Annotated in this window: 20 protein-coding genes and 1 other RNA gene; 3 read left to right on the top strand and 18 right to left on the bottom strand. The window is 50.4% G+C overall.

The genetic code is table 11. The features are described 5' to 3' along the window. The first annotated feature begins 92 nt into the window (after positions 1-92). Positions 93-596 carry a DciA family protein gene (locus tag IE074_RS10410; RefSeq protein ID WP_189385408.1) on the top strand — a complete coding sequence of 168 codons (504 nt, stop codon included), beginning with the start codon at positions 93-95 and terminating at the stop codon, positions 594-596. Here IE074_RS10410 and lpxC read toward each other — a convergent pair. The 16 genes from lpxC to rnpB all read right to left on the bottom strand — a co-directional run bounded on the left by lpxC (position 593) and on the right by rnpB (position 19,588). Further along, entirely contained in the window at positions 593-1,516 is a 924-nt protein-coding gene (gene lpxC / locus IE074_RS10405) for a UDP-3-O-acyl-N-acetylglucosamine deacetylase (RefSeq protein ID WP_189385407.1), read from the bottom strand. The genes IE074_RS10410 and lpxC overlap by 4 nt on opposite strands. A gap of 197 nt (positions 1,517-1,713) precedes the next feature. After that, a complete protein-coding gene (gene ftsZ / locus IE074_RS10400; RefSeq protein WP_189385406.1) occupies positions 1,714-2,907 on the bottom strand; it encodes a cell division protein FtsZ in 1,194 nt (397 codons plus the stop codon). A 204-nt stretch (positions 2,908-3,111) separates the two neighbouring features. Continuing rightward, positions 3,112-4,341, bottom strand: a complete 1,230-nt coding sequence (ftsA, locus tag IE074_RS10395) for a cell division protein FtsA (protein WP_189385405.1) — start codon at positions 4,339-4,341, stop codon at positions 3,112-3,114. Next, positions 4,338-5,147: a cell division protein FtsQ/DivIB gene (locus IE074_RS10390; RefSeq protein WP_189385404.1), complete on the bottom strand. Its 810-nt coding sequence runs from the start codon at positions 5,145-5,147 to the stop codon at positions 4,338-4,340. Before IE074_RS10390 ends, ftsA begins: the two co-directional genes overlap by 4 nt. A gap of 14 nt (positions 5,148-5,161) precedes the next feature. Continuing rightward, entirely contained in the window at positions 5,162-6,115 is a 954-nt protein-coding gene (locus IE074_RS10385; protein WP_189385403.1) for a D-alanine--D-alanine ligase, read from the bottom strand. Continuing rightward, on the bottom strand, positions 6,112-7,521 hold the full coding sequence (gene murC, locus IE074_RS10380) for a UDP-N-acetylmuramate--L-alanine ligase (protein ID WP_189385402.1): 1,410 nt from the start codon (positions 7,519-7,521) through the stop codon (positions 6,112-6,114). The genes IE074_RS10385 and murC overlap by 4 nt, the downstream gene beginning before the upstream one ends. Beyond that, a complete protein-coding gene (murG, locus tag IE074_RS10375; protein WP_189385401.1) occupies positions 7,518-8,591 on the bottom strand; it encodes an undecaprenyldiphospho-muramoylpentapeptide beta-N-acetylglucosaminyltransferase in 1,074 nt (357 codons plus the stop codon). The genes murC and murG overlap by 4 nt, the downstream gene beginning before the upstream one ends. Continuing rightward, the gene (gene ftsW / locus IE074_RS10370; protein ID WP_189385400.1) at positions 8,591-9,808 is read right to left on the bottom strand and encodes a putative lipid II flippase FtsW; all 1,218 of its coding nucleotides are present in this window, start codon (positions 9,806-9,808) and stop codon (positions 8,591-8,593) included. The genes murG and ftsW overlap by 1 nt, the downstream gene beginning before the upstream one ends. Then, positions 9,805-11,334 carry a UDP-N-acetylmuramoyl-L-alanine--D-glutamate ligase gene (gene murD, locus IE074_RS10365; RefSeq protein WP_189385399.1) on the bottom strand — a complete coding sequence of 510 codons (1,530 nt, stop codon included), beginning with the start codon at positions 11,332-11,334 and terminating at the stop codon, positions 9,805-9,807. Before murD ends, ftsW begins: the two co-directional genes overlap by 4 nt. Next, complete coding sequence (mraY, locus tag IE074_RS10360) at positions 11,331-12,500, bottom strand: phospho-N-acetylmuramoyl-pentapeptide-transferase (protein WP_189385398.1); 1,170 nt, start codon at positions 12,498-12,500, stop codon at positions 11,331-11,333. The genes murD and mraY overlap by 4 nt, the downstream gene beginning before the upstream one ends. Then, entirely contained in the window at positions 12,490-15,279 is a 2,790-nt protein-coding gene (gene murF, locus IE074_RS10355; protein ID WP_189385397.1) for a bifunctional UDP-N-acetylmuramoyl-L-alanyl-D-glutamate--2,6-diaminopimelate ligase MurE/UDP-N-acetylmuramoyl-tripeptide--D-alanyl-D-alanine ligase MurF, read from the bottom strand. The genes mraY and murF overlap by 11 nt, the downstream gene beginning before the upstream one ends. Continuing rightward, entirely contained in the window at positions 15,276-17,081 is a 1,806-nt protein-coding gene (locus IE074_RS10350; RefSeq protein WP_189385396.1) for a peptidoglycan D,D-transpeptidase FtsI family protein, read from the bottom strand. Before IE074_RS10350 ends, murF begins: the two co-directional genes overlap by 4 nt. Positions 17,082-17,093: 12 nt before the next feature. Next, a complete protein-coding gene (gene ftsL / locus IE074_RS10345) occupies positions 17,094-17,408 on the bottom strand; it encodes a cell division protein FtsL (RefSeq protein ID WP_189385395.1) in 315 nt (104 codons plus the stop codon). Beyond that, on the bottom strand, positions 17,396-18,466 hold the full coding sequence (gene rsmH, locus IE074_RS10340) for a 16S rRNA (cytosine(1402)-N(4))-methyltransferase RsmH (RefSeq protein WP_189385394.1): 1,071 nt from the start codon (positions 18,464-18,466) through the stop codon (positions 17,396-17,398). Before rsmH ends, ftsL begins: the two co-directional genes overlap by 13 nt. After that, entirely contained in the window at positions 18,466-18,918 is a 453-nt protein-coding gene (gene mraZ / locus IE074_RS10335) for a division/cell wall cluster transcriptional repressor MraZ (RefSeq protein ID WP_189385393.1), read from the bottom strand. The genes rsmH and mraZ overlap by 1 nt, the downstream gene beginning before the upstream one ends. A gap of 285 nt (positions 18,919-19,203) precedes the next feature. After that, positions 19,204-19,588, bottom strand: an RNA gene (rnpB, locus tag IE074_RS10330) — RNase P RNA component class A. 103 nt (positions 19,589-19,691) lie between these two features. Here rnpB and IE074_RS10325 point away from each other — a divergent pair. Beyond that, positions 19,692-21,521, top strand: a complete 1,830-nt coding sequence (locus IE074_RS10325; protein WP_189385392.1) for an ATP-binding cassette domain-containing protein — start codon at positions 19,692-19,694, stop codon at positions 21,519-21,521. Positions 21,522-21,544: 23 nt separating this feature from the next. Here IE074_RS10325 and IE074_RS10320 read toward each other — a convergent pair whose 3' ends face one another. Then, positions 21,545-22,234 (bottom strand): O-methyltransferase, encoded by a 690-nt coding sequence (locus tag IE074_RS10320; protein ID WP_229793987.1) that lies wholly within the window; start codon positions 22,232-22,234, stop codon positions 21,545-21,547. Positions 22,235-22,372: 138 nt separating this feature from the next. Continuing rightward, a complete protein-coding gene (pyrC, locus tag IE074_RS10315) occupies positions 22,373-23,431 on the bottom strand; it encodes a dihydroorotase (protein ID WP_189385390.1) in 1,059 nt (352 codons plus the stop codon). Between the two features lie 309 nt (positions 23,432-23,740). Between pyrC and IE074_RS10310 the strand changes: the two genes are divergently transcribed. Beyond that, a complete protein-coding gene (locus IE074_RS10310) occupies positions 23,741-24,019 on the top strand; it encodes an SWIB/MDM2 domain-containing protein (protein WP_169295376.1) in 279 nt (92 codons plus the stop codon). The last annotated feature ends 215 nt before the right edge of the window (positions 24,020-24,234 follow it).

Below are 24,234 nucleotides of genomic sequence, written 5' to 3'. Positions count from 1 at the left end.
ATTTTCTTGCTGGACTGCCTGTGTTTAAATGAACTTTCTGATAAAAAAAGATCTTTTTTACGCTTTCTAAACATTTTACCTATCTACTGTCTATGTCCCTGTTTCGTAAATATTATAAAAACAAAAACCATACCACCCATCACCAACAAAGCAATGGGGAAAAGACTGCCCTGGGCTGGCTCAGGGATGATGAACAAAAGGCAAACATCCTTAAAACGGCCAGTTATTACCTGGACATACAAAATACAATTCTGGCTAGTTTACATGATCCGGTCACCCAGGCATGTAAAATTCTGAAGTTTGATAACGGAACCCTGGTCATTGCGGTACCCAGCGCCGCCTACGCGGCAAAGATACGCCAACTTACGCCAAGAATCAGCCAGCTCCTGATGAATCAGGGTTTGAACGTGAATGAAGTTCGCATCAGGATACAGGCAAACCTGTATAAACCCGAACCGGAGACCCGGGCTCATACTGAAAACAGGGCTATTTTAAACCAATCTGCACTGGATGCCTTTGATAAATTGCATAAAACCCTGCCTGAAGGCGAATTTTCTGATGCCATTGCCCGAATTTTGAATCGAAGAAAAGCCTAAGCCAGACGCCAGTCACGGCCAACAGCGTCTGCCGCGGCTGCCTGAGAGTCATAAGTCACGATTTCCCAGGCATCTTGCTGGGCCAGCAGGGCACGGCACAGCTTGTTATTAAGACCATGACCCGACTTACAGGCCACATAGCGGGCCAGCAACGGCTTGCCAATAAGGTAAAGGTCACCGATGGCATCCAGGATTTTATGTTTGACGAACTCATCATCGTAACGCAAGCCATCACTATTGAGAATACGATAATCATCCATGACAATGGCATTATCAAGGCTACCACCACGCGCCAGGCCAATAGAGCGCATAGCCTCAACGTCGCTGGCAAAACCAAAAGTACGGGCGCGGGCAATTTCTTTGGTATAAGAGTCGCGAGCGAAATCCACTTCGGCAAAACTGGCCGTTGAGTCAATGGCCGGATGCTGGAAATTGATAGAAAAAGCCAATGAAAAACCTTCATAAGGCTCAAGGCGGGCCCATTTGGCATTTTCGCCTTCGCCTTCGCTCACCTCTACCGTTTTCAATACTTTAAGGAAACGTTTTGGCGCATTTTGTTCAACAATGCCTGCAGAACGCAGCAAATAAACGAAGGTCCCTGCACTGCCATCCATTATAGGCACTTCTTCGGCATTCAGGTCTATATGGATGTTGTCTATTCCCAAGCCAGCCAGGGCGGACATTAAATGCTCTACGGTAGAGATACGAACATTGCCATTTTGCAGGACTGAAGCCATGCGGGTATCGCCCACCTTGTCTGCCAAGGCGGGAAAATCAACAACTTCGGGGGTATCGATACGATGAAAAACAATACCGGTATTTGCCTCGGCAGGACGCAGGACAATTTCCACACGTTCGCCGGAGTGAACGCCGACACCGGTTGTTTTAACTAGATTCTGAATTGTTCTTTGTCTGAGCATAAGTGTAATATCGCAACAAGGCCAAAATTTACCTTTTTATAAAGGTTCATTTTACCTTGAAATGAGCTGCCAAGTTATTGATTTGACTAAAAAGTGTTTCAATTAAAGACAAAAAAGAAACGGCTTGGGGAAACCGTTTCTTTTAATTGATGGAAACCGTTAGACTGATTTCCAGCAGGAGTTGGTACTGCTTTTTATTAATCTGCCTGTTTACGCAAAAAGGCAGGAATATCGTAACGCTCCATACCTGATGTTTCAAGCGCCCTTACCTGATCGGATGCCGCCTGACTACGGGCACGAGGATTACGGAATACCGGAGGCGTATCCAGATTGAACGATTCAGGCTGGCCTTCAGCCGCATTCAGGTTCAACACCAGGTCATCGGTACCGGTACGCACATTCTGGATTACATTATGTACCAGTTCAGGCTGTTTGCGCCCAAGTCCCGTGGCAACCACGGTAACACGTAAGCTCTCACCCATGGATTCATCAAAGGCACTACCAAAAATAAAATGGGCATCCTTGGAAGCATAGCTGCTGATGATTTCGTTGATCAGCTTGGTTTCTGTCATTTTCAGGGAACGGCTGGCGGTTACATTAACCAGGATACCGCGTGCACCATTCAGGTCAACACCTTCCAATAACGGGCAGGCAATTGCCTGCTCGGCAGCCACACGGGCACGATCCTGGCCACTGGCTACCGCTGTACCCATCATGGCCTGTCCATATTCACCCATGACCGTTTTCACGTCTTCGAAGTCGACGTTGATATCTCCCTGGACGTTAATAATTTCAGCAATACCCGCGCAGGCATTGTACAAGACATTATCCGCTTCCTTGAAGCAATCATCCTGGGTCGCATCTTCACCCATCAGCTCATAAAGCTTTTCGTTCAGGACCACAATCAGGGAGTGCACATGTTTGGACAGCTCGGCAATACCTTCTTCCGCCGATTTCATACGACGGGTGCCTTCAAAAGAAAAAGGTTTGGTCACTACGCCAACGGTCAGAATACCCAGCTCCTTGGCGACTTCTGCCACCACAGGACCCGCACCGGTTCCGGTACCACCACCCATACCTGCAGTGATAAACACCATATTTGCACCATTCAGGGCCACCCTGATTTCTTCACGGGCCAGCTCGGCAGCAGCACGTCCCTGCTCTGGTTTGGCGCCTGCGCCCAGACCAGAGTTACCCAAACGAATTTGTACAGGTGCTTCGGTAGCGGTCAACGCCTGTATGTCAGTGTTGGCACAAATAAAATCCACACCTTTGATACCTGAGCGCATCATGTGTCGTACCGCATTGCCACCAGCACCACCCACACCAATCACCTTGATTACGGTACCACTGCTATTACTGTCATCTAATATTTGAAAGCCCAAATCCATGTTATCCAACTCCTATAATCCAGATAAATTTCTAAAATTCCCCAATTTTCGGAAATTATTTCAAAGACAAGGCCGAAATTTTTCCCGCATTTGTCTTTTAAATAACTCCTGGATGATTTTAATCACCCTTTTGCAGGGGTTAACCCTGCAAAAATACGCTTTAAACATAAAAAAATTACGTAATCCTTTAATTATGTTTGTATTTTAATTCATAAACCACTCTTTCATGCGCAAAAAGATGGATTTAAATCCTCCTTTTTGTTGCATTGTTTTACTGCCCCTGAGACGTTGCACGCGAGCTTCGGTCAACAAGCCCATCACGGTAGAAAACCGCGGGTTGCGAACGACATCGGCAAGACTACCGCGATATTCGGGAACCGCCACCCGAACCGGCTTGAGAAAGACATCCTCGGCCAATTCAACAATGCCAGGCATAAGTGAGGTTCCACCCGTCAGCACAATACCCGATGCCACCAGATCTTCATAGCCCGAATCCCTGACCACCTGTTGCACCATCATGAACAGCTCTTCGATGCGGGGCTCAATAACCGCCCCGAGGGTTTGCCGTTTGACTTTGCGTACATCCCGGTCACCCAGCCCTGGCACTTCGATCAACTCTTCAGGATTGGCAAGGGATTGTTTGGCAATGCCAAAGCGCAACTTGATGTCTTCAGCATCGGGGGTTGGTGTTCTGAGCATGGCAGCGATATCGCTGGTCACCTGGTCTCCGGCAACCGGCAAAACAGTGGTATGGCGGATTGCGCCACCGGTAAAAATGGCCACATCGGTTGTACCGCCCCCAATATCCACCATGACCACGCCCAACTCTTTTTCATCATTGGTAAGGGTAACCATGCTGGATGCCAGCGGTTGCAAGATAAGATCCTGCACTTCCAGTCCGCAACGCCGTACGCACTTGACAATATTCTGGGCGGCACTGACAGCCCCTGTCACAATATGCACGCGTACTTCCAGCCGTATGCCGCTCATGCCAACCGGTTGCCTGATATCTTCCTGGTTATCAACGATAAATTGCTGGGTCAGGACATGCAGTACCTGATGATCGGTTGGAATATTAACCGCCTTTGCGGTTTCAATGACCCGGGCAACATCAGCCTCGGAAACTTCCTTGTCTTTAATGGCCACCATGCCACTGGAGTTGAAGCTGGTAATATGGTTACCGGCAATGCCCGTGTAAACTTCCCTGATTTTGCAGTCGGCCATCAGTTCAGCCTCTTCCAGCGCACGCTGGATTGAGTTCACGGTTGAATCAATATTGACAACAACCCCTTTACGCATTCCCTTGGACTCATGCTGCCCAAGCCCGATCACTTCAAATCGCCCGTCTTCAGGCAACGCTTCGGCCACTACCGCAACGACTTTGCTAGTACCGATATCCAACGCAACAATTAGGTCCTTAAGGTCACGACTCATTTTTTCTCTTTACTATCAACTGGTAGCGTATTATCCACTGGAGCATACGTTAAGGCAAAGCCCTTGGTATAACGAAGATCCACCTTGTTTATTTTCCTGCCTTCGATACGATTTTGTAATACCGGCCACGTACGCACAAAGCGTTCGATGGTCGAGGCAAAAGATACCGCTCCCTGACCTCCATGCGGATTGACCGCATCAGCCCCCGGATCCCTTCCCATTACCAATTCCATATCATTACTCAATTCTACACGCCATGCATAGCGATCGCTAAGCGTTATTTCATTAACGCCCAATTTTAATGGCGCCAGCCAACGAACCAGCTCGGCATACCGTTGTACCACCAGTCGTTCAGAGCCATCAGGGCCGTTAAACTGTGGCAATTCAGACTCTGCATTCAATTCAGCCTGGTTTGCCGAAAACAGTTCTCCCCATGTATTGATCATCTGGTTTTCATTCCAGAATGCAAAGGGTTCATGCTCTTCTATTTTAAGCAATAAACCATCTGGCCAGACACGCCGCAAATGCGCCTGCCTGACCCATGGTGAGGTTTCAAAAATCTGCTTGGTTTCCCCAAGATCAATCGTAAAAAAATTACCCTTGAGTTTACCTGCAATGGTTGCCTGAATGCTGGCAGGCGACACATAATTCAGCACCCGTCCATTCACCGGTTCTATCGTGATGCGAGACAGATTGAACATGGGGCGATGCGCAAGCCAATAGATGCCCCCCGTGATCAAAATGATAACGGCCATTATTGCAATGACATTTGCAATGAGGTTGGTCGCACGGGCATTATTCAGCACTGTTTACATCCCTGTTATCCGTTTTCAGGCATGGGCCTGTGTATTTTGCACGATGCCTGCGACAGGATGAATACACACAAGTCGGCATAACTCATCCCTTCCGCTTTCGCCCCCATGGGTACCAGGGAATGACTGGTCATGCCCGGAGATGTGTTGATTTCAAGCAACCAGGGCTGGTTTTGCGCATCAAGCATAATATCGACGCGGGCCCATCCTTCACATCCAATGGCCCGATAGGCCTGCACGGAAATTTCCTGAATCCTGCTGGCCAGCTCGGGAGCCAAATTGGCCGGACACTCATAACGCGTATCGTTTGAAATGTATTTGTGCTCAAAATCATAATTGCCGTCAGGAGCAAAAATTTCAATCACTGGCAAAGCCCGGGCATCGTCCCCCTTGCCTACCACGGGAATAGTAAGTTCACGGCCCACTACAAACTGCTCGGCCAATAGTTCATGATCAAAATTACTTGCCTGATTGAAGGCTTCATGCAATTCATCCGGCTGGCTGACCTTATACAGCCCCAAGGTTGACCCCTCATGTGGCGCCTTGATAATCAGGGGCAGACCCAGTTCAGCATAAGCGGCATCGGTATCTGCCAGGTTTTTGATCACTTTGTATTTAGGCGTTGGCAATCCTTGCTCAAGCCAGATTCGCTTGGTCATGATTTTATTCATTGCCAGGCTTGAGGCCATTACACCGCTACCGGTATAAGGAATGCCCAATAACTCAAGCACCCCCTGAAGCGTGCCATCTTCTCCGTAACGCCCATGCAGTGCAATAAAAACACGATCAAAATTCTGTGCCGCCAACGCTGCCAGACTGTGCACACTGGTATCAAACAGGTGGGCATCTATCCCCTTGCTTTGCAAGGCTGACAAAACGCCTTCACCCGATTGCAGGGAAACGGTTCTCTCGGCTGAATGGCCGCCATACAAAATACCGACTTTGCCAAATTCATGTATCATGCCAATTCTCCTATTTGCCCGGGAACCTTGCTAATCGAGCCCGCCCCCATGACCACCACAACATCGCCATCCCTGACAAAATCAATAATTGCCTGTGGCATTTCACTTACATTTTCAATAAAAACCGGTTCCAGTTTTCCCGCCACACGAATTCCACGGGCCAGGGCACGGCCATCGGCGGCCACAATCGGTGTCTCGCCTGCAGCGTAAACATCAGTCAGTACAACTGCATCGGCACTATTTAATACTTTAACGAAATCTTCAAAGCAATCGCGTGTGCGGGTATAACGATGCGGCTGAAAGGCCAGCACCAGACGACGGTCAGGCCAGGCACCGCGCGCCGCCTCGATGGTCGCGGCCATTTCCACCGGATGATGTCCATAATCATCAATCACCGTAAAATGGCCACCCCCTTTTTCTTCGGGAATATTGAAGTCACCCGTATAGGAAAACCGGCGCCCAACACCGTTAAATCCTTTTAAAGCTGAAACAATGGCCTCATCGGGTAGATCCAGCTCGGTTGCCACGGCAATCGCAGCCAGGGCATTCAACACATTATGCCGTCCCGGCAAGTTCAGGGTAATGCTTAAGGTTGGCAACCACTCATCAACCCTGATACGGCGAATGACGTCAAAGCACATCATGGTGCCCTCAGCCCTAACCTTGACTGCCTGAAAATGGGCATCATCGCTGAACCCATAGGTAGTGACCGGACGGGAAATGAAGGGAATGATTTTACGGACATTATCATCATCGTTGCACAGGATCGCACTGCCATAAAACGGCAGGCGCTGGGTGAACTCCACAAAGGCGCTGCGCAACCGGGCAATATCATGACTGTAGGTGTCCATGTGATCGGCATCAATATTGGTAATGATGGCCATGACCGGCAACAAATTCAAAAACGAAGCATCCGACTCATCAGCTTCCACAACAATATAATCACCCTGCCCCAGACGCGCATTGGCACCGGCCGAATTCAGACGCCCGCCAATCACAAAAGTCGGGTCCAGGCCTGCTGCAGCCAGCACACTTGCCACCAGGCTGGTGGTGGTGGTTTTGCCATGCGTGCCGGCAATCGCGATACCTCGTTTCAGACGCATTAATTCAGCCAGCATGATGGCCCGTGGCACCACTGGAATTTGCCGGGCCCGGGCGGCAAGCACTTCAGGGTTGCTGTTGGCTACCGCTGTTGAGGTCACAATCGCGTCGGCCGCTTGCACGTTTTCTGCCTGATGCCCGATATGGATGATTGCGCCCAGACTGGCCAAACGTCGCGTAACCGCAGACTCCTGCAAATCGGAGCCACTGATACGATAGCCCAGATTGAGCAATACCTCGGCGATGCCGCTCATGCCAGAGCCACCAATGCCAACAAAATGGATATTTCTTATCCTGTGTTTCATGTTTTATCCTTAACTACACTGGCGCACACATCGGCAATAAGCTGTGTGGCGTCAGTTCGTGCACATTGCCTTGCCTTCTCGGCAACGGCCTGCAATTCATCACGTGTTTTATCCTGTAACCAGGATGACAGCCATTCGGCTGATAATTCTTTTTGCGCTTTGGTCCATGCCGCTTTTTCACGGACAAGCCACTGAGCATTGGCCGTTTGATGATCATCAATCGCATGTGGCAATGGAATAAACAGGGCCGCCACCCCAATCGCAGCCACCTCGGCGACCGTCATGGCACCTGCGCGACAAATAAGCAAATCGGCGGCTGACATGGCCGCCGCCATATCGGCAATGAAGGCCACACACTCAGCCTCTACCCCCAATCCGGCATAGGTTTTTTCCAGTGTGTCAAGATGTTGGGTACCTGACTGATGCACGATATGAGGGCGTACATCTGGTGCAATACCGGCCAGGGCCTGGGGCACAATGGTATTCAGGGCGTGCGCCCCCAAACTGCCCCCCACCACCAAGATATTCAAACGACCCGAACGGCTCCCGTAACGCTGGGCCGGGCCTGGCGTTGCAAGCAAATCGGTGCGTACCGGATTGCCCACCATTTGCCCTTTAGGCAACACACCAGGAAACCCTGACAGCACACGGGACGCTACCTTGGCCAGCCATTTATTGGCAGTACCTGCCACGGCATTCTGCTCATGAACCACCAGAGGAATGCCACGCAAAGCAGCCATCATACCACCCGGGAAAGCCACATAACCGCCCATGCCCAGGACAACCGAAGGTTTTTCCCTGGCCAGGATTTTCCAGGCCTGGAGGCTCGCCTGCAACAGGGTAAACGGTAATTTGGCAATAGCGGCAATGCCCTTGCCGCGAACCCCTGAAAAAGTCATGGGAACCAGGGTAAAGCCATGCGCGGGCACCAGCTTGCCTTCCATTTTGGATGGATCACCCAACCAGACGATATGCCAACCACGAGCCTGCATTTCATGCGCCACGGCCAGACCTGGCATAATATGCCCGCCAGTTCCACCAGCCATGACCAATAACGTTGGCTGTTTCATCAGTACGACCTTTTACTTTCTTTGTTAACATGCCGGCCACGCATCATTTGACGGACTTCGTAATCAACGCGCATCAGCATGGCGACCGCAATCAAATTCATGACGATAGAAGAGCCTCCATAGCTGACCAGCGGCAAGGTAAGCCCTTTGGTCGGTAACAAGCCAAGGCAAACACCCAGATTGATGAAAGCCTGCACACCAAGCCAGACACCCACCCCCTGGGCCACCAGACCATTGAATTCTCGGTCCATCGCAATGGCTGAACGGCCAATATCAAAGCTTTTTTTGACAATGATAAAAAACAGCACCACCACCAGAAAGATCCCGACAAAGCCCAGCTCCTCGCCCACTACCGCCATAATGAAGTCAGTATGCGCCTCGGGCAAATAATGCAGTTTTTCAATGCTGGATCCCAGACCAACCCCAAACCATTCTCCGCGACCAATCGCAATCAGGGAGTGCACCAGCTGATAGGCACTGGATTGCACATTCGACTCATGGAAAGGCTCGAGATAAGCCATGATACGCCCCAGCCGCCAGGGAGCAAAAATAATCATCGACACAAACAAGACAACCAGGGCACCAATCGCAAAAACAAAAAGTCCCAGATTAATGCCCCCAAGAAACAGGATTCCAACAGCAATTGATACCGTTACCATTAAAGCCCCCAGATCGGGCTCAAGCAACAACAGTGTGGCAACCACGATCAATGCCAGGGCCATGGGCATAAAACCACGAATAAAGTCCTGCATGTATTTCTGTTTACGAACCGTGTAATCGGCGGCAAAGAGCAACATGGCCACCTTCATGAATTCAGATGGCTGAAAGTTGATTGGGCCAATGGGAAGCCAGCGTGAGGCGCCATTGACCTCTTTGCCAATAAACGGCACCAGCACCAGAACCAGCAATAGCATTGCCAACAGGAAAATCCGGAAAGCGTACTTTTCCCAGAAGCTCATGGGTACAGTCAGGGTAAGGGAAAACAGGAACACGCCAACAGCGATATAAATTGCATGACGAAGGGCAAAATAATAACGGCCCAGGTTGGCATACTTAGGCCCATCGGCCAGCGCAATGGAGGCGGAAAACACCATGATCAGACCAAACAGTAACAAGGCAGAGACAGCAACTCCCAACAGCAAGTCATAATTGCGCATGGTCGTACGACCCGGCTTGACAGCACTGACACTGGAACGAAGCTCTGCTAGCAAACTCATGCAACTTCTCCGTTTTCAAGGGCCAGCTCGTTGACGGCATCTATAAAGGCATTGCCACGATGATTGTAATTTTTGAACATGTCCATGCTGGCGCAGGCGGGTGACAAGATCACCACATCATTTTCATGGGCATGATCCAATGCCGCCTTAACCGCTTCCTCAAGCGATATGGCATGGATACAAGGGACACCTGCGGGCGCCAGGGCCTGTTCAATAACGCGGGCATCCTGTCCGATCAGAATGACGGCCCGTGCAAAACGCGAAACCGGGGCAACCAGTGGAGAAAAATCCTGACCCTTGCCAAGACCACCTGCAATCAACACCACCTTGCGTCCCATGCCTTTCAGGGCAGCGACCGTAGAGCCCACGTTGGTTCCCTTGCTGTCATTGATGAAGTCAACACCCTTGATACTTCGAACAAAATTGGTCCGGTGCGGTTCGGCCACATAGTTTCTTAAAGCATTCAGCAATGGCGTCCATCCAATACCCAGCACGCGGCACAACGCCATGGCTGCCAAGGCATTCAGTGCATTATGCCGGCCTCGCACCATCATGGCATCTGCCGGCATCAAACGTTTAAGCACCCCGTGTTTTCTAACCGGACGTTCCGTGGTCTTTTTTCTCCTGCCACCGGTTTCGGGCAAATCAAATTCATCGGCACTGCAAGCAGCCAACCACAACATGCCATTACTGTCTTCCAGACCCATATCCTGATCAAGGACAGGCTCGGTTTCACCAAAAGAGCGCACATTCAGGTCATCGGCAAACTCAACCATGGCACTTACCATTTCATCATCGCGATTGATAATGGCCACTTGGCTCATTTTGAGCAGCTTTGCCTTGCAATCGGCGTATTCCTGCAGGCTGGCATGCCAGTCCAGGTGGTCCTGGGTAATATTCAGCACGACCGCAGCGTCAGGCTGCAAGGTTTTAACGGTTACCAACTGAAAACTGGATAACTCTAGCACCCAGACATCGGGCAAGGCGTTGGCATCAAGCGCAGTCATCAGGGCGGTTAATGCAGAGGGGCTAATATTCCCCGCTGCCACGGCAACCAGCCCGGCTTCCTGCAACATGTCCCGAACCATGGTGGTTACCGTGGTTTTGCCATTCGTTCCGGTAATCCCCAGTACCTTGGGCTCATAAGCCTGTGTTTGCCTTAACTGTAAAAGTGCGCGGGAAAACAGTTCTATTTCACCCAGTATTTCAATATTCCGTTGTTCCGCGCGGGCAAGAAAACGGGCCAGATGTGGCTCGGAAGGCACCAGGCCCGGACTTAAGACAATCGCCTCAACCCCTTCCAGTGTCTGATCGTTAAAACATTGTTCGCCCAGGAATTTTTCAAAGGGCTGCCCGGTTGCATCCAGCTTGTCAAGGCCGGGCGGGTTGGCCCGGGTATCGGCAATGCGCAAACGCGCCCGATTACGCAGGCACCATAAAGCGGCAGCAAGACCGGTTTCTCCCAATCCCAGAACCAGGACCGAGGAAGGAAAAGACAAAACGTTATTTTCTGACTGTGTATTCATCGTAATTTCAAGGTTGCCAAACCAAGTAGCACAAGCATCATCGTGATAATCCAAAAGCGAACCACCACTTGGGTTTCTTTCCAGCCTCCCACCTCAAAGTGGTGATGCAAAGGTGCCATCCGTAATATCCGGCGTCCGGTACCATATTTTTTCTTGGTGTATTTAAACCAGATGACCTGGATCATGACCGACAGCGTTTCCACCACAAACACGCCCCCCATGATAAAAAGGACAATTTCCTGCCGGACAATGACAGCAACCGTGCCCAGCATTCCACCCAGGGCCAGCGCACCCACATCGCCCATAAACACTTGGGCGGGATACGCGTTGAACCACAGGAAGGCCAAACCGGCACCAGCCAGGGCGGCACACAGAATCAACATTTCAGAGGCCCCCGGGATATAGGGGAACAGCAGGTATTTGGAGTAATCAACCCTTCCTACAATATAGGCAAAAATACCCAAGGCACCGCCCACCATGACGGTAGGCATAATCGCCAGGCCATCAAGGCCATCGGTCAGGTTAACGGCATTGCTGGTACCCACGATAACCGCCCAGGTCAAGGCGGCAAAACCAAATACGCCCAACGGATAACTGACACTTTTGAAAAAAGGCACAATCAGGTCGGCACGGGAAGGCAGTGGCATGGTGAAACCACTTAAGACCCATTCCTTGAACAAAGGCCATAAATCGGCATTGGCCGGTGCAGAGACCGCAAATGTCAGATAGACCGATGCAATCAGGCCAATCAATGACTGCCAGAAAAACTTTTCCCGCGAGGACATGCCTTCGGGATTTCGATAAACCACTTTGCGATAATCATCAACCCAGCCAATTGCACCAAACCCGAAGGTCACCAGCATCACCACCCATACAAACCGGTTGCTTAAGTCTGCCCATAATAAAGTACTGATACCAATCGCGATGAGTATGAGGACTCCTCCCATGGTTGGCGTACCATTCTTGACCAGATGCGACTCGGGCCCATAAGCCCTGACCGCCTGGCCAATTTTAAGCGCCGTCAATTTACGGATGACGCGCGGGCCGGCCCACAAGCCAATAAACAACGCAGTGGCACATGCCAGCATGGCGCGCAACGTAATATATTCAAATACACCGAAGCCACTTATACTTGTAGACAGCCACCCGAATAACTCATACAGCATCTTTTTCCCCTTCAATGGATGAAGCTTTTTGCAAGTCTGCAATAACACGCTCCATACGCATTGATCGTGATCCTTTCACTAAAATATTTAACGGTTTGAGAGTTCTGATGTACGGTGCCATCTGATGGATGTCTTCAAAATGCTTTGCCTGTGAACCAAAAGCCTGTGCGGTTTGCCTGGACGCATTGCCATAAACCAGCAAGTAATCAATACCTTTTTCTTTGGCATAAAAACCCACTTCGGCATGCATTTGCGGACCATCTTCACCCACTTCAGCCATATCACCCAGAACCAGAACCCTGGATCCCGGCAATTGTGACAGGACATCGATGGCAGCACGAACAGAATCAGGGTTTGCATTATACGAGTCATCAAGCAGTTTTGTGCCGTCAGAAAGCACAAATCCCTGCATTCGTCCCTTAACAGGGCTAAATTTTTGTAACCCAATGATAATGGTATCTAAAGGTATCCCGATGGCCAGTGCGCATGCTGTGGCTGCCAATGCATTACGCACATTGTGATGGCCTGGAATATTCAATGAAACCTTGCCTGAAGCACCTGGGGTCACCAGCAGAAAACGGCTGCCATTGATATCGGCAACCAGCTCTTGGGCGGTGACGTCGGCCTGCTCGCCAAAACCGAATAAAATCCGGCGACGGTTCCCGGCAATTTTCTGCCACAAGGCAGTATAAGGATCATCGGCAGGAAAAACAGCAACACCACTGGCGTCAAGTCCGGCGATCACATCGGCGTTTTCAATGGCTACAGCCTCTACCGTTTGCATGAACTCCTGGTGTTCCCTTTGCGCGTTGTTCACCAAGCCAACGGTGGGCCTGGCCAGATCGGTCAGGATGCGGATTTCACCCGGGTGATTCATCCCCAGTTCAAACACCGCAGCCAGATGCTTTTTATTGAGCTCAAGTAAACTTAACGGGACACCAATTTGATTGTTCAGATTACCTTTAGTGGCAATACAATGCGCCGGCCCGACATGTGCTGCCAGAATGGAAGCGATCATTTCCTTAGTGGTTGTTTTGCCATTACTGCCCGCCACGCCAATAACCGGAATATCAAACAGCGAACGCCAGGCCTTGCCCATCAACTCAAGCGCCCTGCCCGTATCGGCAACCAATACCTGGGGCAGATCCAGATCCGGATTTTTACGGCTGACAACCGCCAGCAATGCGCCTGTTTGCTGAACCTTATCCAGAAAATCATGGGCGTCAAAATTCTCACCTTTCAGGGCAATGAAGATCTGCCCTTTACCAACACTGCGCGAATCGGTGGAGACACCGGTGGCATGGCGTAATGCAAGTGCCAGCACTGACCACTCACGGTCATCAAAACTGGTTTTCACATGATTGACTTCCTGATAGGTTTCGTGCCCTTTTCCAGCCACCAAGATGACATCGGTGGCCGAGGCATGCAACACCGCCTGCAAAATGGCACTGGCCCGATCAGGCTGGACAGTGGGTGAGCCGGGCATGCCGGCAAGGATATCGGCCAGAATCTGTTGAGGATTTTCGGTACGGGGATTATCGCTGGTCACATAAACCAGATCAGCTTTTTGCGAGGCAATTTTCCCCATGACAGGACGTTTGGTTTTATCACGGTCACCACCGCAGCCAAAAACGCAAATCAACCGACCTTTCCTGGCCTGGGCAGTTGGCCTCAAGGCATCCAGTGCGCGCTCCAGCGAGTCGGGAGTATGCGAGTAATCCACCACCACCAACGGCTGCATCCCTGCTTCACCTTCTATATCAAGGCCTTTTACAATCTGCAAGCGTCCGGGAACCGGCTCAAGCAGTGAGATGGTTTTGACAATATGGGCCAGTTGCCAGCCCATAGCCTGCAAAACACCGGCAACCAGCAGTAAATTGGAGATATTGTGTTCGCCCAGCAGGCGTGTCAGTACCTGTGCTTCACCTTGCGGGCTGAATAAATCGAAAGCCAGTCCGTAATCATAAAAACGGTGCTCTTTGGCAAGAATTTTTGCATCTGCATGCCCCTTCAGGGAATAGCCAATCGTGTTTTCGGCACGGGAGTCACGGAACATGCGCTCACCGGCCGGATCATCCAGGTTGATCACGGCATGCTGCAAACCGGGCCAATGAAACAGGCGCATTTTGGCCTGTTCGTATTGCGCCATGTCCTTGTGATAATCAAGATGATCAAGAGTCAGATTGGAAAAGGCCGCAATACGTATACGCAAGCCGTCCAGGCGCCCCTGATCAAGACCGATAGAGGAGGCCTCAATGGCCACGGCATTGATCTCCCGGTTTCGCAATTCTGCCAGTAAGCGATGCAAGGTCAACACATCAGGGGTCGTGAGCGAACCGCCCAAATTGGTGTTATCGGGCAAAACCATGCCCAGGGTACCAATAGTGGCACACGGCACGCCATTGGCAGTAAGCGCTCTGGCCAACCAAGTGGCGCAAGAGGTTTTTCCGTTGGTGCCGGTAACCGCAATCACAAAAACCTGTTCTGATGGATGCCCATACCAGGCATCGCCCAGCTCGCCCAGCAATTGCCGTAAACCCGGCACGGCCAATACCGGCACCGGATAGCCGGCATTAGCCTGCTGACCACTGGATTGCTCAAGCAAAACAACAGCAGCGCCCTTTACGATTGCATCCTCAATGTATGCAGCACCATTTTGTGAGGTACCCACGCAGGCAACAAAGACATCCCCTTTACGGATGTCCCTGGAATCCAGCTGAAGATGCGCCGTGGATGCCACGTGCTGTTTTAACCAATGTAATATGAATGCTACGGTCATCCCCGATTTCTCCTGCTTGTTGTGTTCGGGTTCTTTGCTTCCAGCGCAGGCTCTACCGGCAAATCCGGCTGAACCGTCAGGTACTTCAAGGTTCCTTCAATGATTTCTGCCGCAACCGGCCCTGCAGTGAGGGTACCGTAATAACCGCCTTTTTTCGGTCTGTTCACGGTTACCGCCACAACAACCCTGGGTTTTGAAATAGGTGCAACGGCAACAAATGAGCCCCTGTAATCAGAACGGCTATACCGTCCGTTGACAATTTGCCTTGCGGTCCCGCTTTTTCCGCCAATACGGTAGCCATTGACCATTGCCTGGATTTTATTCCCTTCCGGACCCGCTGACTCTTCGAGCATGGCCCTTACATCACGGGCCGTTTGCGGTTTATATATCTGGATACTGGTGGGTTTCTTGTCATTTTTAATCAATGACAGGGAAATCATATCTCCGTCACGGGCCAGTGTTGTGAATGCCTTGGCGATTTGCAGCAGGGATACCGATAAACCATATCCATAGGACATGGTTGCCTTTTCAATAAGCTTCCAGCGCTCCCATGGCCGGACACGCCCCGAAGCCGCACCGGGAAAACCGGTGTTGGGAACCTGTCCGAAACCCAGGGCATTAAATACCGTCCACATTTGTTCCGAACGCAAACGTTCGGCAATCATGGTCATGCCAATATTGCTTGAGCGGCGTAAAATGCCGGACACATTCAACGTGCCATTGCGGGAACTGACATCGGTAATGGTAGCCCCCTGATAGCGGTAAGAACCGGTACCCGTATTAAACAGCGTATTTTTGGTAATGATACCGGCATCCAGCGCCAGGGCCGCAACCAGTGGTTTGATAATGGACCCTGGCTCAAAGGTATCGGTAATAACCCGATTCCTGAGTTCGGGACCTTTACGTTCGGACTGTTCATTAGGATCGTAAGATGGCACACTGACCATAGCCAGTATTTCGCCATTTTGCGTGTCAATGACCACTGCTCCGGCCGACTCGGCCTCATGCTTTTTCATGGCTTTTTCCAGGGCCTGCGCAGTAAGAAGTTGAATATGCCCGTCTATGGTCAGCATGACGTCTGCACCGTCGGTTGCCGGTTCCACTTCCTGGACATCTTCAATAATACGCCCGATACGGTCACGCAATACCCGGCGCAAACCCGGCTTGCCCTGCAATGAGTCGTTCATTTGCAGCTCAATTCCTTCAATTCCCCTGTCTTCGATATTGGTAAATCCAACCACATGTGCGGTCACAGGACCCTGCGGATAAGAGCGCTTGGACTCGGGTAAAGAATGAATGCCGGGAACCCCCAGCTCTTTGATCTGTTTGCCAATGTCCGTCGGAATCTGCCGTTTCAGATAAACAAATGTCTTATCCAGGTTCTTCAATCTTTCTTGCAGGTCTTTCAAAGGCATATCCAGCAGTTTAGCCAAAGCGCCAAGCTGCTGGACACTTGCCTTGCTGGTTTCCTCGGGAATGCTCCAGACAGCCACCGCGGGTGTGCTGGTTGCCAGAAATTCGCCATTACGGTCGGTAATAAGTCCACGGGTCGCCGGCAACTGTAAAGTACGCTCAAAGCGCTTTTCGCCTTCTGCCTGCAAGAACTCGGTACTCATGATCTGGATATACAGGGCCTTGCCAATTACTGCCAGAAAACCCAGGGAAATCAGGACAAAAAGCACGCGCGCACGCCATCTTGGGATTTGCACGTGCAAAACAGGGCTGCTGTAATGGCGCGAATAGGCGTTTTCTCTGGATCGCTTGAACAACTCAGGGATTTTGTTTTTGCCGAACTTAAGCATTTGGCCTCCCTTTTATTGGTTACTCTGTTGTGCCGCAGGTGAGGCCAGGTTATTAACCAGCTCAGAATCTTTGATGTAAATAATTTGACCGATATGCGGAATTTGCATGTTCAGTTTTTGGGTTGTGACTTGTTGAATACGTGCATTGGTGGTAAGTTTTGCCCGTTCAAGCTGCAAATAACGCCAATCTATGCCAAGTTCATTTTCTACTGCCTGCGCACGGCCCAGATCCACATATAGCAGGCGCTGCTGATATCGGACCGACACCAGGGAAATGGCGCTGTAAGCAAACCAGCCCACCAGCAGCAATAAACCTAAGCGCGCCATGATGCTCTCCGCTTGCCAGACTGACCACCCAGCATGAGCGGCCTGCTGACAAAAGCATCCGCATCCGTCAATTCAGTTGCGGTTCTTTGCGCTACCCGCAAGACCGCAGAGCGGGAACGGGGATTGGCAGCCACTTCGGCCTGGGTAGCCAGCACCTTGCCCATATTTTTAAGCACAGGCTGGGGCATTTCGCTTTCGCGCAATGGTAAACGGGCAAAATCGGCACCCGGCTTGGCCGCTGCCGCAATACACTGTTTAACCATCCGGTCTTCAAGCGAGTGAAAACTGATCACTGACATCCGGCCACCTGGCGCAAGCAATCTTAAAAGTGACGCGAGGGTGTTCGCCAGCTCTTCGAGCTCTTGATTGATGTGAATCCGTATAGCCTGAAAGGTGCGTGTGGCCGGATGTTGACCTTTTTCCCTCGTCCGGACGACGGTTGAGACGAGCTCGGCAAGTTCGAGCGTGGTGCACAAAGGGCTGGATTGGCGGCGATGATCAATCGCCTTTGCAATCTGGAAAGCAAACCGTTCTTCGCCATAGTTTTTTATAACCTCCTTCATTTCTTCAATACTGGCCTGTGCCAGCCATTCAGCCGCGGTTAAGCCACGACTGGTATCCATTCGCATATCCAGCGGCCCTTCCCGCATGAAGGAAAAACCTCTGGATGCATCATCTATCTGTGGGGAAGAAACCCCCAAATCCAATAAAACACCCTGAACCTGCTCAATGCCACGCTGGCGCAATTCTTCTTCCATTGAAGAAAAGCCACCATGAATAATTTCCACCCGGGAATCTTCCTGCTGCAATTGACGCGCCGAGGCCATGGCCAGGGGATCTTTGTCAAAAACAAACAGTTTTGCATTGGCTGAAAGCTGGGACAGCAAATAACGGCTGTGCCCACCCCGCCCAAACGTGCCATCAACGAAAACACCTTCTTTATTGCCCGGCGGCAACAAATCATGAATCCATTTGGCCTTTACATTGAACTCATCGTGAACCAGCGCATTGACAGTTGCTCCAAGCAACACGGTCTTGTGTACGAAACTTTCTGACATCACAATGAAAAATCATCCAAACTTTCCGGTAAACCCTTGGCCATATCAGCCGCCTGCATATGTGCAAACACCTGGGCATCCCAAAGATCAAAATGCCTGCCCATGCCAACCAGAACAACGTCTTTAACCATTTCCGTGGCAGAGCGCAATTCGGGAGCAATGAGTACCCGCCCTGATCCGTCTATTTCCACATCCTGGGCATTACCCAATAACATACGCTGGACATGACGGGCGGACATGGGCAATTGCATAATGGTTTCACGCTTTTCCTCCCACACGGGGCGGGGGTAAATAAGCAAGCCGCCATCAAAATTACGGGTAATGGTCAGGGCACCCTGAGCGGACTCCATCAGGGCGTCACGATACCGGGCCGGAATGGTCATCCGTCCCTTGGCATCTAAGGTGAGCGCACTATTTCCCTGGAAAACCACTTTTTCCCCACTTTTTTCCACATTTCCCTACTTTTTCCCACTTTAAGACAAGGCTGATATTTGGTCAAGCTTTATTTATTGACTTTTTCCAATAACAACAACGACTTAGCGTTAAATGATGAAAACGGAAAATAGAAAGACCTTTAGAAATCAAGCTCTTAAAATACAAAGTGAAAGTAAGGTGAGAAATATCGTAAAAACTGTATATTAATTTTTATCATTTCTTAACAGTTTTTGAAAAATTGCCATGAAACACTTCCCAAGCACCCGGTAAGGGCGAGGGTTTGCGAATTATAAGAAAAGAACTGACAAAGTGAGCCTATAAGCCGGATTCTGTAAACCAGTAAACTGGTTGGCAATCATTCCTCTGGACGCATCATTGCTGATGCATTCTAGCCATCTACCCGCATGTTTGGACGAGCCGCCCTTCCTGGCAGAACCAGACACATGCCTATTTGATGTTGCTCCGGATAGAGGTTACCGCGTTTCACCCTGCTGCGTTATTGCCTTGCGGCAATGCCATACGGAAGTTGCCGTATCAGTGCACATGCATGCCCACGCCGCAGTCTCGTCTCTGTGGCCCTGTTCCTCGGCCGCTTGCGCAACCGGACGGCTGTTAGCCGCTATCCTGCCCTATGGAGTCCGGACGTTCCTCGAGGATAAAAACCCCCGCGATTGCCCAGCCCACTTTGCCAGAAAAGCATTTTAACCGACTTATTCCCGCCAAAGGTGTTAAAGTCCTTTTATCCCAAAAGAATAAAAAAACCGTTTATCCAATTTTTCAGATCTACTTTATGGCAGCACAAACTCTTATCACGTTAATCAATGCTCATCTTGCATATGGCCACCACGCCCTGCTCGATAACGCCAACCTTACCATCCAGGAGTCCGAAAGAATCGGTCTGATCGGCCGCAATGGCGCTGGCAAATCCTCGTTGCTGCGCATTCTTGATGGCCGCACCGAAGCCGATGATGGAGAAATCTCAAGAATGGGTTCGCTGCGTGTCATTACCGTTGAGCAGGAACCCGTCCTTAACGATTTACAAACCGTTTATGAAAACATCTGCGGCAATATCCTTGATTCCGAAGACTGGGCCCGTCCGGCCCGTGCCAATGCGATTATTGAAAAACTGGGCCTGAATCCTGACGCCCTGGTCAAGGGACTGTCTGGCGGCACCCGAAAACGCATAGCCCTGGCCCGCGCTTTTATAGAAGACCCTGATTTACTACTCCTTGACGAACCCACCAACCATCTGGACTTTGAGGGTATTCTCTGGCTTGAACAAATGATACAAAGCTGTCGTTCGGCCTGCGTCATCATTACCCACGACCGACGCTTCCTTGATGCCGTAACCACTCGCATTATTGAGCTGGATCGCGGCCAGCTACACAGTTTCCCAGGCAATTTCAGTCAATGGCAGGCACGCAAGGCAGAATGGCTTGAAGCCGAAAAACTGCAGAATGAACGTTTTGACAAATTCCTGGCCCAGGAAGAGGTCTGGATTCGCAAAGGGGTTGAAGCCCGACGTACCCGCAATGAAGGTCGCGTCAGACGCCTTGAAGCATTACGTCGCGAACGCAGTGAACGCCGTGAACGCGTTGGAAACGTCAACCTGGCCGTTTCCATGGGTGAGAAATCCGGCAAATTGGTGGCTGAACTGGAAAACGTCAGCCACACTTTCGGTGACAAAACCGTTATCAAAAACTACTCTACCACCATCATGCGCGGTGACCGGATTGGCTTGATTGGCCCCAACGGTGCCGGTAAAACCACTTTGCTCAAAATCATTCTGGGCAAACTTTCTCCCACTGAAGGAAAGGTCAAGCTGGGTACCAACCTGTCAATTGCCTATTTTGACCAGATGCGCGAACAACTGGATGAAAATGCCATTCTTACCGAAGTGATCAATCCAGGCAGTGAATGGATTGAAATCGGTCAGCAGCGCAAACATGTCATGAGCTATCTGGGTGATTTCCTGTTCTCACCGGCCCGCGCACAATCCCCGGTTTCCAGCCTGTCGGGCGGTGAAAGGGCACGCCTGCTGCTGGCACGGCTGTTTGCCAGGCCTGCCAATGTCCTGGTTATGGACGAGCCAACCAATGACCTTGATATTGAAACCCTGGAACTGCTTGAAGAATTGTTACAAGATTTTAATGGCACGGTTTTACTGGTCAGCCACGACCGTGCTTTCCTGAATAATGTGATCACCCAAACGATTGCCTATGAAGGAGATGGACAGTGGCGGGATTACGTGGGGGGTTATGATGACTGGCTTGAACAGCGGCCCGCAGACGTGGCGGCCAGACTGGCCGGCAAGCCCGGCAGCACAGATAAAAAAACCGAAGCGCCTACCGTTGACACCCCTGTCCAGCCAAAGCCACGCCCTAACCGCTCTCGCATTACCAGCTGGGAGCTCAAGGAACTGGAGACCCTGCCCGAGGAAATTTCCAAACTGGAAGCGGAACAGATAGAACTAACCGCCAAACTCTCCGATCCGGAATTGTACAAAGACGGCTCGGACACCGCCAACGGCATTAACCTTCGCCTGCAAGAACTGGAAGATGAACTGCTTAAGCTTTTTGACCGCTGGGAACAGCTGGAAGCCAAGAAAGAAACCAGCTAGGCATATTGGCTGGCCTGACGCTGCTATTGCTTGACAATGGCAATTGCCAGGCCATCCCAGCCTTTAGAGCCCAAGGTCTGAAAAGCGGTCACGGTTAGACGGGGGTTGCCCACCATATCATCAAAAAACCTACGCAGCCCCCGGATATTATCCGCCTTGCCACTATCATCCAGTATCTTTGCCTGACGCACGACATTATCGGCCACAATAACGGTACCCGGCCGCGACAGCTTCAGGGCATACTCCAGATAGACCGGATTGTTTTCCTTGTCAGCATCGATGAAGATAAAATCAAAGGGAGCTTGCTGCTCTTGCACCATTTGCGCAAGCGTATAGGCAGCAACTCCTTGCCGGATTTCAACCTTGTCCTGCAAACCCGCAATACTCAGGCTTTCACGGGCAATCTTTATATAATTTTCATCAAAATCCAGTGTCACCAGGCGGCCATCGTCGGGCAAGGCCAGCCCCATCCAAACGGTACTGTATGCGCCCAAGGTGCCAATTTCCAGAACACGACGGGCCCCATTCATACTGACTAGCATATGAAGCAGCTTTCCCTGATTGGGCGCCACATTAATCGCGGGAATATTGTTTTTCTTGCAATGCTCAAGCACTTTTTCAGGAATTACATCTTCTTTCAGGAACAGCTGATTGAAATAGTCATCTACCTGCTTGTAGCATTCTTCGGTAATTTGAGTCTTATGTTTAGTCAAGGCAATGCCCATTAACGCTTATTGCCTTCTCAGGTTGGGCATTTAACCCACCCAAAACAGGCATTCATTCAAGTCCTATTGCATTGTCAATCCCTGACGGAATGAAGACGTCGGGATTGCCATGCACTTGTCACCTGATTATTTCATTTTCCAGTTCAGGTTTTCACCAGCTGCCAAAGGAACCAGGGTGGTATTGCCGGCATAAGGCAACTCTGCAGGAATACTGTATTCGGTGCGCTCCAGGGTGATGGAGGTCTGGTTGCGTGGCAAGCCATAAAAATCAGGTCCGTTCAGACTTGCAAAAGCTTCAAGCTTATCCAGCTTGCCAGCCAGTTCAAAAGCGGTGGCATAAAGCTCCATGGCATGTACGGCTGTGTAGCAACCCGCACAGCCACAGGCGTGCTCTTTAAGGCCTTTGGCATGCGGAGCGCTGTCTGTACCCAGGAAAAAGCGCGTGCTGTCGCTAGTGGCCGCCTCGAGCAAGGCCAAACGATGCTTTTCGCGCTTTAACACGGGAAGGCAGTAGTAGTGAGGGCGAATACCCCCGGTAAAGATGGCATTACGGTTATATAGCAGGTGATGGGCGGTAATGGTTGCCGCCACGGGACCTTGCGCATCACGCACATAATGCGCACCTTCCTGTGTGGTAATGTGCTCAAAAACCACTTTCAGCTCAGGAAAATCACGACGCAGCGGCATCATGACACGCTCAATGAAAACCGCTTCCCGATCAAACAGATCTATGGTTGGGTCAGTGACTTCACCATGAACCAACAGGGGCATCCCATGTTTTTGCAATGCCTCAAGTGCCGGACGACATTTGCCAAGCAAATCGGTCACACCGGCATCCGAATTGGTCGTGGCACCGGCAGGATACAATTTAACCGCATGAATAAAGCCTGATTCAGCCGCTTTTTGAATTTCTTCTGCTGATGTATTATCGGTTAAATATAAAGTCATCAGTGGCTCGAATTTGCCTTCATAGCCCGTTTTTACCAATGCATTTTCAATTCTTGTTTTGTAGGCAGCCGCCAGCGCCACTGTCGTAACGGGAGGGCGTAAATTCGGCATGACAATAGCACGGGCAAATTGTCGGGCACTATCGGCAATAACAGACTCAAGGGCCAGCCCGTCACGTAAATGCAGATGCCAGTCGTCGGGGCGTTTTAAAGTAATTGAATGATCGGTAATTTGCATGATTGAATATTAAAAGCAGAATTTCTATGGAATAATCATGCACTATAACCAAAATAAGTATTCTTTACCCAGTATTAATGCCCTGCTGCCAAATTTTACTAACAGACCCGGGAAACTGATATTGAATCCGATTTCAAACAGGCATGAATAGACAATAATGGTTAATTATCCATAATTTGCCCAGACAAAGGCCTCAAAAACCATTTGAATCAAAATATACTTAAAAAATGCTAGGCAAGCATCCTATTACACGCTATTCTCTACTTCACACACTATATATAACTACCTGCCTTTAAGGAGAGCCCCAAAATGGCCACAACTAAATCGGAAAAACCTGCACGCAAACCAAACGCAGCGTTTATGAAACCCCTTACTCCAAGCACCGAATTGGCCGCCGTTGTAGGGAGCACACCACTGCCTCGTACAGAAGTTACCAAAAAAATCTGGGAATATATTAAAAAACATGATCTGCAAGATCCACAAAACCGTCGCAATATCAATGCCGACGACAAACTGCGCCCAATCTTTGGTAAAGAGCAGGTCAGTATGTTTGAAATGACCAAACTGGTTAGCACTCACCTGAAGTAAATCAAGATTTAAAAGTATAAAAAACGGGCCTGTGCCCGTTTTTTTATGCCTCCTCGTTCCCATGCACCTGCGTGTGGACGCCTGGTCTGTAAGCGTTCGGCCATCTCATCTTGACAGCGGTTTTCTTTAACCTGTTTTTTTACATCGCTGTCTGCGGTTGCCAATTATGCGGCAACAGTTCAGCAATACGGCTGGCGGGCTGAGTGGGCAAGCGT

Source organism: Advenella faeciporci, from assembly GCF_014652395.1.
Classification (GTDB): domain Bacteria; phylum Pseudomonadota; class Gammaproteobacteria; order Burkholderiales; family Burkholderiaceae_B; genus Advenella; species Advenella faeciporci.
The sequence above is the reverse complement of the archived record's forward strand: the minus strand, read 5'-3'. Positions and strand labels throughout refer to the sequence as shown.